This is a genomic window from Kribbella caucasensis (assembly GCF_004361855.1).
GTDB classification, from domain to species: Bacteria; Actinomycetota; Actinomycetes; order Propionibacteriales; family Kribbellaceae; genus Kribbella; species Kribbella caucasensis.
Map to the genome: position 1 here is coordinate 25,888 of NZ_SNWQ01000042.1, position 11,195 is coordinate 37,082.

10 protein-coding genes are annotated in these 11,195 nt (G+C 68.4%); 1 reads left to right on the plus strand and 9 read right to left on the minus strand.

Going from position 1 to position 11,195, the window contains the following annotated elements; genetic code table 11:
* Position 1: 1 nt before the first annotated feature.
* The 9 genes from EV643_RS41770 to EV643_RS41810 form a co-directional block, all read right to left on the minus strand.
* On the minus strand, positions 2–982 hold the full coding sequence (locus EV643_RS41770; protein ID WP_133805780.1) for an RNA polymerase subunit sigma-70: 981 nt from the start codon (positions 980–982) through the stop codon (positions 2–4).
* Positions 983–1,037: 55 nt separating this feature from the next.
* Complete coding sequence (locus EV643_RS41775) at positions 1,038–2,420, minus strand: amidase (RefSeq protein ID WP_133805781.1); 1,383 nt, start codon at positions 2,418–2,420, stop codon at positions 1,038–1,040.
* Positions 2,421–2,430: 10 nt separating this feature from the next.
* The gene (locus EV643_RS41780) at positions 2,431–3,267 is read right to left on the minus strand and encodes an SDR family NAD(P)-dependent oxidoreductase (RefSeq protein ID WP_133805782.1); all 837 of its coding nucleotides are present in this window, start codon (positions 3,265–3,267) and stop codon (positions 2,431–2,433) included.
* A gap of 408 nt (positions 3,268–3,675) precedes the next feature.
* Complete coding sequence (locus tag EV643_RS41785) at positions 3,676–5,160, minus strand: aldehyde dehydrogenase family protein (protein WP_133805783.1); 1,485 nt, start codon at positions 5,158–5,160, stop codon at positions 3,676–3,678.
* Positions 5,157–5,990, minus strand: a complete 834-nt coding sequence (locus tag EV643_RS46790) for an ATP-binding cassette domain-containing protein (RefSeq protein ID WP_133805784.1) — start codon at positions 5,988–5,990, stop codon at positions 5,157–5,159. Before EV643_RS46790 ends, EV643_RS41785 begins: the two co-directional genes overlap by 4 nt.
* Positions 5,983–6,975 (minus strand): ABC transporter ATP-binding protein, encoded by a 993-nt coding sequence (locus tag EV643_RS41795; protein ID WP_133805785.1) that lies wholly within the window; start codon positions 6,973–6,975, stop codon positions 5,983–5,985. The genes EV643_RS46790 and EV643_RS41795 overlap by 8 nt, the downstream gene beginning before the upstream one ends.
* The gene (locus tag EV643_RS41800; protein WP_202870031.1) at positions 6,972–7,793 is read right to left on the minus strand and encodes an ABC transporter permease; all 822 of its coding nucleotides are present in this window, start codon (positions 7,791–7,793) and stop codon (positions 6,972–6,974) included. The genes EV643_RS41795 and EV643_RS41800 overlap by 4 nt, the downstream gene beginning before the upstream one ends.
* Positions 7,790–8,737 carry an ABC transporter permease gene (locus EV643_RS41805; RefSeq protein WP_133805786.1) on the minus strand — a complete coding sequence of 316 codons (948 nt, stop codon included), beginning with the start codon at positions 8,735–8,737 and terminating at the stop codon, positions 7,790–7,792. Before EV643_RS41805 ends, EV643_RS41800 begins: the two co-directional genes overlap by 4 nt.
* A 4-nt stretch (positions 8,738–8,741) precedes the next feature.
* Complete coding sequence (locus EV643_RS41810) at positions 8,742–10,241, minus strand: ABC transporter substrate-binding protein (protein ID WP_133805787.1); 1,500 nt, start codon at positions 10,239–10,241, stop codon at positions 8,742–8,744.
* A gap of 104 nt (positions 10,242–10,345) precedes the next feature.
* On the opposite strand from EV643_RS41810, the gene EV643_RS41815 reads away from it, so the two are divergent.
* Positions 10,346–11,104, plus strand: coding sequence for a FadR/GntR family transcriptional regulator (locus EV643_RS41815; protein ID WP_133805788.1), 759 nt, complete (start codon positions 10,346–10,348; stop codon positions 11,102–11,104).
* Positions 11,105–11,195: the final 91 nt, after the last annotated feature.

Sequence of the window (11,195 nt, forward strand, 5' to 3'; positions counted from 1 at the left end):
TTCACTCCCCCTTGCTCTCCTTGGTTCCTCGGTATTCGACATGGACGCGTGGGCGTTCGCTGGTGGATTCGGGGAGGCTCGTCAGGAGATCGGGGAGGCCGAAGGCGTCGAACAGGGTGGTGTCGAAGAAGGCGACGGCGTGGACGATGCCGGTCACGGTCAGGGTCAGGACCTGAAGCTGGAAGGCGCGGTGGAGGTTGTCGACCGGGTCGCGCATGTAGACCGCGAAGCCGGGTTGGCCGTTGGCGCGGATCGGCACCAGGACCTGGTCGCCGGGTTCCTCAGCCGGGCAGTGGGTGGAGATCAGCCGACCGATGTTCTTGGCGCCGCGGAACCAGGACGTGAACGGCGGCATCTCCCAGATCGCGTCCGGGGCGAAGAACTCGACGATCGCCGATACGTCGTACTGCTCGAAGGCGCCGGCGTATCGCTCGAGGAGATCGCGCTGATACGGGACGCGCTCGGTGGACGGTCCGGGGTGGAAGTTCTCGCGGGCCGTCGTCAGCACTTCCTCGGCTTCAACCGGGTCGAGGTTCAGTACCGCGGCGACGTCGGTGGTCGGCCAGTTCTCGAGGTCTCGGAGGATCAGAGCGGCGCGTTGGCGGGGTGAGAGGTGCTGGAGGGCGGTGATGTATTCGAGGCCGAGGTGGTTGCCGGCGGCGAGGGTGTCGGGGATCGGTTCGAGCCAGGTGATCTCGGGGCGCTCGGCGAGTTCGCCCTCGGGGTCGTCGCTCGGAGCGACGAGCGTGCTGGGGAGCGGGCGGGCATGGACGGATCGCTGCAGACAGTTGTGGGTCGCGACCGCGTAGAGATCGAGGGCACCGCTCGGCTGGAGGCCCAACGGATCAGCCGAAGGCGGCACGAGTTGCTCGACCAGGGTGCCGGCTTCGTGGATGGAGCCGAGCATTCGGTAGCAGTGCGTCAGCAGTCCGCGTCGCAACGGGTCGACGCGGAGCTCTTCACTACCGAGTTGGCCAGCCATGCCTCGCCTCGGTGCCGAATCGACTCCGTCCAGTGCGGTGCACTCAGTGCTGAATTTACCCCGTCGGCCAGTCCCGGTGCTCCCCCTGGAGCGAATCGACGGCCGCCGCGAGCCGTAGTACGGGCATGTCGGCGAACCGCGGGCCGGCGATCTGCAGGCCGATCGGGAGGTTGCCGGACCAGCCGCAGTTGACCGACGCGGCGGGATGGGCCGACATGTTGTACGGGACGGTGAAGGCGATGTGTTCGAACGGCTTCAGCGGATCGTCGGTCGGATAGGCCAGCTCGGCGTCGAACGCGGTGATCGGGGCGACCGGCGACAGGATGAAGTCGTACGTCGCGAACGCCGCGTCGACCGCGACCGCCATCGCGCCCATCTGGCTGAACCCGCGGAACACGTCGAACGGCGACAGATCCCCGGCGGTCGACACCCACCGGCGGATCTCGGGGAGGACCTTCGCGCGACGTTCCTCGGGCAGCGCGGCGATGTCGTCGGCCGAGCGGACCCGCCAGAACCGGTCCAACCCGTCGAGCATTTCGCGGGTGATGATCGGAGGGATCGGTTCGACGATTGCGCCTGCATCTTCAAGGGCTTGGGCGGCGGCGGAGATTGCCGCGGCGACCGACGGATCGACGGGCAGTCCGAGGCCGGCGTCAAGGAGGAGCCCGATTCGGAGACCGCGCAGTACCAGGTCCTCGGGGTACACGTCGTCGATGGGCGGCAGGGAGGTCGGGTCGCGGCGGTCGGGTCCGGAGATCACGGACAACGCGAGCGCCGCGTCGGCCGCAGTACGGGTGATGGGGCCGATCGCCCTACCCGGGTACGGGTTGCCGACCGCGACCCGACCATGGGTGGGTTTGAGGCCGACGACTCCGCACCATCCGGCCGGGAGGCGGATCGAGCCGCCGATGTCCGTGCCGAGGTGGATCGGGCCGTATCCGGCGGCGGCCGCGGCGGCAGCACCTGCGCTCGATCCGCCCGCGGTACGGGTCGGGTCCCACGGGTTGCGGGTGAGCGGGTGGAACGTGGAGACGCCGGACGAGAGCATCCCGTACTCCGGCATCGTCGTCTTGCTGAAGATCACCGCGCCGGCCGCACGCAACCTCGCGGCCGCCGGGGCGTCGTCGGTCGCGGGGATGAGGTCAGTCGCGGCGGTTCCCTGCGGGACTGGGGTGCCGCGGGTGGCGATGTTCTCCTTGACGGTGACCGGTACGCCGTCGAGCGGGCCGGCCGGGTCGTTGCGGGACCACCGGTACTCCGACTCGCGGGCGGCCTGGCGAGCTGCGTCGGGATCGAGGGCGTAGGTGGCGCAGAGTGTCGGTTCGAGGGTCTCGACTCGGGCGAAGACGTCCTCGATCACCTGGACGGGTGACAGCGCTTTCTCGCGATAGTGCGTGATCAGTTCGGTCGCGGTCAGATCGGCCAGGCTCTCGGTCATCGCTGTCTCCTCAGTTCGGCGGGTCGTAGCGGCCGTCGATCGCGGTCCAGCCGCCGTCGACGGCCAGGACGCTGCCGGTGACGAACGTGGCGGCGTCGGAGGCGAGGTAGACGACGGCTCCGGCGAGTTCGTCCGGCGTGGCCCAGCGATTGAGAGCGCTCTTGGCGGCGTACGCGGCGTACCAGTCGGGGTTGGCCTTGATCTGCGCGGTGAGCGGGGTTTCGACGACTCCGGGGGCGATCGCATTCACGCGAACGCCGTTGGGGCCGAGCTCGGCGGCCGCGGTACGGAGCAGCTGGACGAGTCCGGCTTTGGTTGCCGCGTACACCGATTGCCCGGGCTCCACCGTCGTCGCCCGGATAGAGCTGAACCCGATGATGCTGCCCCGGCCGCGCTGGGCCATTCCGTTGCCAAAGGCACGAATCAGATCGAACGAAGCCCGCAGATTGAGCGCAACCACCCGATCGAACTCCTCGCCGGTGTAGTCGAGGATCCGCTTCCGCACATTGGTCGCCGCCGTGAACACGAGCACGTCCACGTCCCCCAAATCCCCCGCCGCCCGCTCGACCTGCGCAGCGTCGAGGACATCCAACTCGTACGCCGCGAGCCGCGCGCGGTGATCGGGCGAAGAGACCTCGTCGCCTTGGTCGGTGGAAACGTGGCGATCGTCGTTACCGATACGGGCGGTTTCTTCGGCCGCGGCGAGGTCCCGGTCGGCACAAGTCACGCGTGCTCCCTGGGCGGCGAGAGCGAGCGCACTCTCCCGGCCGATCCCACTGCCCGCACCCACGACCACCGCATGCCGACCGTCGAGGTGGAACAGCTTCCCGTAATCACGCGTACTCATAGGTGCCACCTTCCACTCGCTCACCACACCAACCGCCGAGGCTCGCTTGCTCCCGGCCACCTTGAGCACCCACCGGGCGTCGAACCGGACCGGGGCTGACCCGCCCGTGCTCAAAGTGACGGCCGACTCCGCCGGCCTCGGCCCAAACCAACCCATCCGCCCAACTCACCTGAATCCGGTCGGCTTCACCGCGCGCGGACTTTGAGCACCCACCAGCCGCCGATCGCCGGGCAACCTGACCGGCCCGTGCCCAAAGTGACCACTCCCGGCAACCTTGAGCACCTGGTGGGCATCGGACCGGGCGAGGGCTGACCGGCCCGTGCTCAAAGTGACGGCTGGTGGGGCGGCGCGATCGTGGGTGCGGAGGCGGATCACTCCGAGGGATGCGCTGGGCTCTGGGGCACATGGTCAGGGCCTCGGGCGGATGATGGCCATCCGGGTCGTCGTGAGTTCCTCGATGGCGAAGCGGGGCCCTTCTCGGCCGATGCCGGAGTCCTTTACGCCGCCGTACGGCATCACGTCGGAGCGGAAACCGGGGACTTCGTTGACCACCACTCCCCCGACGTCGAGTTGGTCGATCGCGGTGAAGGCAGTGTCGAGGGAGGACGTGAAGACGCTCGCGTGCAGGCCGTAGCGGGACTCGTTGACGGTCCGGAACGCGGTCGCGATATCGGGGACCGAGCGGATCGCGATCACCGGGCCGAAGATCTCCTCGTCCCAGACGAGCTGCCCATGCGGCACATCCAGCAGAACGGTCGGCTGGATGGCGTTCGCGGCGGACGGGGCGGCGGTCGCCGGGGTCGCTTCGCTCGCCGGGTTCGCCGGGGGCGCGGGGTTGGCGAGGGTCGCGCCGGCGGTTAGGGCCTGGTCGATCCAGGTGCGGACTCGGGCGGTGGAGCGGGGGTCGATGAGGGCGGAGATTCGGGTGGATTCGTCGCGGGGGTCGCCGACTACGACCGAGGCGAGGCGCGGGTTGAGCTTGTCGAGGAACGCGGCGCGGACGGATTCGACGACGATGACGCGTTGGACGGAGATGCAGGCTTGCCCGGACGCGTAGTACCCGCCTCGTATTACGGCGTCCGCGGCCGCGTCGAGGTCGGCGTCTTCGGCGACGACGAGGGCCGAGTTGGAGCCGAGTTCGAGGAGGACCTTCGTCGGGGCGGCGGCGCGCGCGATCTGGTGGCCGACCGCCGCGGAACCGGTGAAGGAGACGGCGCCGATCCGGGGATCCGTGGTGAGGGTGGAGCCGACCTCCGCTCCCCCGGTGATGAGCTGCACTGCGGACGCGGGGGCGCCGGCGGCTTCCAGCGCTTCGCGGACGACGTGGACCAGCCAGAGCGTGGCGAGCGGGGTCTGTGGGGCCGGCTTCACGATCACGGGGCAGCCGGCGGCGAGGGCCGGCGCGATCTTGTGGGCGGCGAGCAGGAGTGGGTAGTTGAAGCCGGTGATGCCGACGACGACGCCGATCGGTTTACGGACCCAGAAGCCGATCAGGCCGTCGCCGCTGGGCAGCAGATCGAGCGGGACCGTCTCGCCGTGGAGGCGGGCGACCTCTTCGGCAGAGGTCTCGAGGGTGAGCAGGGTGCGCTCGACCTCGACGCGGCAGTCGACCAAGGGCTTGCCGGTCTCCAGCACGAGGAGATCGACGAAAGCGTCGCGCTGCTCAGAGATGGCGGAGTGCGTTGCTTGGAGGGCTGATCTGCGGATCCGCGAAGGCAGCCCGGCGAGCTTGGTACGCACCGAGAGCGCGAACTCGAGGGCCTGCTGGGCGAGTTCGACGTTGCCGACCGGTGCGTCCGCGACCACCGATCCGTCGTACGGGAAGTGGACCGGGGCGGTCGAAGGCGCGTCCACCCACGAGCCGCCGATGGGCAGGCCGCTCGGAAACTTCATGTCGGGGCGCCCTTCAGGAGATCGGTTGTGGTGGTGCCGGTGAGGGCTCGGGCGAGGGTGGGGATGGCGGCGACCAGGCGGCGGGTGTACGGATGCGCCGGGGTGGCGTAGACCTCGCCGGTGGTGCCGGTTTCGACGATCTGGCCGGCGTTCATGACGGCGACGCGGTCGCAGACGTGTTTGACGACGGACAGGTCATGGGAGACGAAGACGAGGGTGAGGTCGAGTTCGTCGACCAGGTCGGAGATGAGGTTGAGGACCTGGGCGCGGACGGAGACGTCGAGGGCGCTGACCGGTTCGTCGGCGACCAGGATCTTCGGGCGCGGGGCCAGGGCACGTGCGATGGAGATGCGTTGGCGCTGGCCGCCGGAGAATTGGTGCGGATAGCGGTCGCCCGCGTTGGGTGGCAGGCCGACGGCATCCAGCAGTTCACGGACACGGTCGCCGGACGCCGGATGGCCTTGTACTACAAGGGGTTCGGCGATGATGTCGCGGACCCGCATCCGGGGATCGAGGGAGCTCATCGGGTCCTGGAAGACGAGCTGCAGGTTCTCCCGGAGGAAGCTCAGCCGGCGTTCCGGGAGATTGGTGATATCGGTGCCGTCGACAACCACTTGGCCGGAGGTGGCGCGGTCGAGGGCGGCGAGGATGCGGAGCAGGGTGGACTTGCCGCAGCCGGATTCGCCGACGATGCCGAAGCGTTCACCGGCTCGTACTTCGAAACTCACGCCGCGGAGCGCGTGGACGACGGGCGCGCGCCGGAACAACGACGTACGGGGGCGTGGGTAGTCGCGGACCAGGTCGGTGACCTGGATGACGGGTTCAGGCATCGGAGGCTCCGGCGGGGTGGTGGCAGGCGAAACCTTGGGTGGGGGTGCCGGTCCAGGGTGGGAGGGTGGCGCAGGTTTCGGTGGCGTGGGCACAGCGGTTGCGGAAGACGCAGCCGTCGGGGAACTGGCCGGCGGGCGGGACGTTGCCGGGGATCGTCGGCAGGCGACGCGGCGCGCTGGTGGCAAGGCCGACGTCGGCGGGACCGGAGTCGGCGGATTCCAGGTCTGAGGCTGCGATCAGGCCCTCGGTGTAGCGGTGGCGAGGGCGGGTGAAGACCTCGGTGACCGGTCCGGATTCGACGACTCGGCCGCCGTACATGACCAGGACCCGTTGGCAAACCGTGGCGACAACGGCCAGGTCGTGGGTGATGAAGAGGAGAGCGGACTCGCGAGCTGCGACCCCACGCATGATGAGGTCGAGGACCATCGCCTGGACCGTGACGTCCAGCGCCGTCGTGGGCTCGTCGCAGATGAGCAGTGCGGGATCGTTGGCCAAGGCAAGCGCCAGGACGACTCGTTGCCGTTGGCCACCAGACAGCTGGTGCGGGTAGGTCCGCATCACCCCGGGCAGCTGCACCAACTCCAGCAGCTCCGCGGCCGCAATGCGAGCAGCCCGGCGACTGGATCTCGTCCGATGGATCAGCATCGCTTCCGCGACCTGATCGCCTACCCGCATCGTGGGGTTCAACGCGGTCATCGGCTCCTGGAAGACCATCGCCAGGTGCCGGCCGCGGACCCGGGACATCCGCCGCTCGTCCGCACCGATCAGCTCATGGTCAACACCGGACAGCCGCACCGAACCAGCAGCGAGAACGTCCTCCGGCAACAACCCGAGCACGCTGAGCGCGGTCAGCGACTTCCCCGAACCGGACTCGCCGATCAACCCGACCCGCTCCCCCGGCCCCACCGTCAGCTCCACATCGCTGACCAGCGCGACATCGCGGACCGAGACCGTCAACCCCTGCACAGTGAGCACGTCACTCATCGGCGGTCCTCCAGCCTCGGGTCGAACCGATCGCGCAACCCGTCCCCGAGCAGGTTGAACCCCAGCACCGCGACCGCAATCGCGAGCCCCGGGAACACCGCCAACCGCGGCGCGCTGAACAAGAACTCCTGACTCTCCTGCAGCATCCGCCCCCACGACGGCGTCGGCGGCGCAGTCCCGTACCCGAGGAACGACAACGCAGCCTCAGCCAGTACTGCGATCGCAAAGGACACCGACGCCTGTACGGTGATCAGGCTGACCACATTCGGCAACACGTGCCGCACCGCGATCGGTACCGGCCGACGGCCCGCGGCCCGGGCGGCGAGCACGTACTCGGTCCGCATCACCTGCAACGCACCACTCCGGATCACCCGCGCGAAACTCGGCACGGTCGCGATCCCGATCGCGATCATCGCCGTCAACGTGCTCGCCCCGAACACCGCGCCGAACATGATGGCCAGCAGCAACGCCGGAAACGCGAGCAGCAGATCGTTTGACCGCATGATCACCTCACTCGGCCAGCGCGGGGTCATCGCAGCGAGGATCCCGACCGGTACGCCGATCACGGCCGCCACGCCGACCGCGACCAGGCCGACGAACAACGTGGTCCGCGCCCCGACCATCAGCTGACTCAGGATGTCCCGGCCGAACTTGTCGGTGCCGAACCAGTGCGACCACGAAGGCTTGGCGAGCCGGATCGACGAGTCGACCAGCGTCGCGTCGTACGGGGTCCAGATGAACGAGAGCAGCGCGATCAGCACGATCAGGCCGACGATGAATCCGCCGACGATGAGACTCGGGTTCAACCGGCGGTTCATCGGGTCACCCGCAGACGCGGATCCAGCGCGACGTACAGCAGGTCGACCAGGAAGTTGACGACCAGGACCGCGACGACGAGGACCATCACGACGTCCTGGACGACGAGCAGGTCGCGGTTCGAAACGCCGTCCAGCAACAGGCTGCCGAGGCCGGGGATCACGAAGACCCGCTCGACCACGACCGCGCCGATGAGCAGGGTCGCGAGTTGCAGACCGAGCACCGTCACGACCGGGACGGCCGCATTGCGAAGACCATGCCGCCACAACGCCGGGAAGGGCCGGAGTCCTTTGGCGCGTGCGGTGCGGAGGTAGTCCTCACGCAGTACGTCGAGCACGGCACTGCGCACGTACCGCGTCAGTACTGCGCCCTGCACCAGCCCCAACGACAACGCCGGAAGGACCAACTGTCGAAGGAACATCCCCGGATCCTGGGCCGGCGGTGTCCAGCCGTTCGCGGGCAACCAGCCGAGCTTCACCGCGAACACCATGATCAGCAGGATCCCGGCCAGGAACGCGGGCACGGCGACGCCCACCTGTGACAACGCCGACAACGCGAGCCCGGAGAGCTGCCGATGCCGAGCGGCCATCACCGTACCGGCCGGGGCCGCGACCACGAGCGCGATCACCACGCTGGTCACCACCAACCACAGCGTCACCTGGAACCGGTCGGTGATCTGCGGGCCGATCGGCGCCTTGGAGATGTACGAGAGGCCGAAATCCCCCTGCAGCATGCCGCCCAGCCAGTCGAAGTACTGCGTGGTCAGTGGCCGGTCGAGTCCGAACTGGCGACGCAACTCGGCCACAGCCTCGTCGGACGCGTTCACCCCGAGCGCGACCCGAGCCGGGTCGCCGGGCAGCACCGCGAGGAACCCGAAGACCAGCACCGAGCTGACCGCCAGGCTGACCAGGAGCACGGCGGTGCGCTCGATCAGGCGAAGCAGCATCGGGTCACCGGGTGAGACGGGACAGGTCGAAGGACTCGGTGATCGCGTTCTTCGGCAGGCCCTGGATGTTCTTGTCGGCGACGATCAGGTTCGGCAACAGGAACAGCCAGTCGGCGGCGGCCTGTTCGGAGATCCGGCGCGCGGCCTTCTTCATCTCCGCGATCTGGGTGGCCTCGTCGCCCGCGTCCGCTGCGTCGAGGTACTGCTTCAACGTGGGGTCGTCGTACTTGGTGTAGTACTTCGCGTTGAAGACCTGCCGCAGGTCACGCGGTTCGACGTGCGAGATGATCGACATGTCGTAGTCCCCGCCCTTCAGCACCGAGGTCAGCCACGCGGCCGGGAACTCGAGCTGGTCGATCTGCACCTTCAGCCCGGCCTGCTCCAGCTGGCTCTTCACCACCTGCCCGCAAGAAGTTGCGTAGGGCAACGTCGGCAGCCGGAGCCGCAGGGTGGCGCCGGTCGCACCCGCGGCCTGCAGCAACGACTTCGCCTTCGCCTGGTCGTACGGCGCGATGCCGGTGAGATCCTCGTACCACGGGTCGGTGGGCGGGACCATGCTGCCGATCAGCTTGCCGCGTCCGGCCCAGCAGGTGTCCATCAGCGCCTGGTGGTTGATCGCGGACCGGATCGCCTGGCGGACCCGGATGTCCTTGAACACCGGGCGCGAGTTGTTGAACGAGAGGAGTACCTCGCCGTTCGTCGTGCCCTCGATCACCTGGTACTTGTCGTTGCCGGTGAACTGGCTGAGCGCCTCGGGGGCCTGCACGGTGCCGATCACGTTGATCGTGCCGGTGAGGAGCGCGTTGTTGAGGGCGGTCGGGTCCTTGAAGTACTTGAGGGTGACCTGACCGAAGTACGGCTTGGAGCCCCAGTAGTCGGCGTTGCGCTGCAGGACGATCGAGTCGCCGCGCTTCCATTCGGAGAACTTGTACGGTCCGGTGCCGACCGGGTCAGTCGCGAGCTTGTCCACCCCGGTCTTGGAGAACATCGCGCCGATCCGGGTCGTCATCCGGAACAGCCAGTCGTTGCTCGGCTTGCTCAGGGTCACCTGGAGCTCGGTCGGCGACACGGCCTTCGCGGTCTGCACGACGTCCATCGCGGACTTTAGCGACGTGGTCCAGGCCGTCTTCACCCGGTCGATGCTGAACACCGCGTCATCGGCGGTGAACTGCTGCCCGTTGGTGAACTTCGCGTTGTCGACCAGCGTGAAGGTGTAGGTCTTGCGGTCCGGTGAGACGGTCCAGGACTTGGCCAGGTCCGGCACGATCTTGCCGGTCTCGTCCTGTTTGACCAGCCCGTTGTAGATGTTGCCGAGCAGCGCCTGCGGGATCGCGGCGCCGTCGGTGGTGGTGAAGTCGAGGCTGGCCGGCTCGGCGACCAGGCCGATCGCGAGCGACTGGTCCGCGCCGGGCGAGGTGCCGCTCGACGTACCGGATCCCGCCGAGCAGGCGGCGACGGCGAGCAGGGCGGCTGAACCGACGAGCGCGGCGGCGAGAGACTTCACGGGGACTCCTGAGCTGGTCGGACCAGTGGACTAGGTCTCATTAGGACACTAGGGTTGTCCCACGAGATGGACCTGTCAAGCGATGCGGTGGAAAGGATTGGCTGATGGCGCAGGAACCGAAGTTCCAGCCGGTGCAGCCGGTCCGCGCGTACCAGCGGATCGTCGAGCAGATCGAGGACGCGCTGATCCGGGGCGACCTCACCCCCGGTCAACGGCTGCCGAGCGAGCGGGAGCTGGTCTCGCAGTTCGCCGTCAGCCGGTCGACGGTCCGGGAGGCGCTGCGGGTGCTCGAGAGCGGTGGGGTGGTCCGGTCCCGGCCGGGCGATCCGAACGGGCCGGAGATCCTGCCGTTCACTTCCGCGCCGCTGCGGAAGCAGTTGTTCCGGCTGGCGCGGGTGGATCAGCTGACTCTGAGTGAGCTGATCGGGTTCCGGATGATCATGGACGGCGCGGCGATCCAGCTCGCGTCGCGACTGCGCACAGACGAGCAACTGGCGGAGATGGAGCAGACCCTGGTCGCGATGCGGGCGGCGATCGACGTGGACTTCAACGCGTTCAGCGAGGCGGATCTGGCGTTCCACGAGGTGATCGCGCGGGTCAGCCGCAACTCGCTGATCGAGACCTGCAACGAGGTCGTCCGCGGCGTCGTGCTCGGCCTGATCGCCGACAAGATCGCGAACGCCACCAACAGCCGCGCCCTGATGCTCGAATCACTGCAGCACCACACCGAGGTGGTCGAGGCGATCCGAGCCGGCGACGGCCACGCCGCCGCCCGAATCGCCCGCCAAAACCTCTACGACTACTACGCCGCCTACGTCCCCCTCCCCGACCGAGAACCCCTACAAGCCCTGATCGACGACTAGGAGGCCGCTGAAATAGGTGCGTTTCCGGGTCGGTCTCGACGGACGGGTTTGGGTCGAGCGGGTCGGTTTCAGTGGTTTGGGGTCGTCGCAG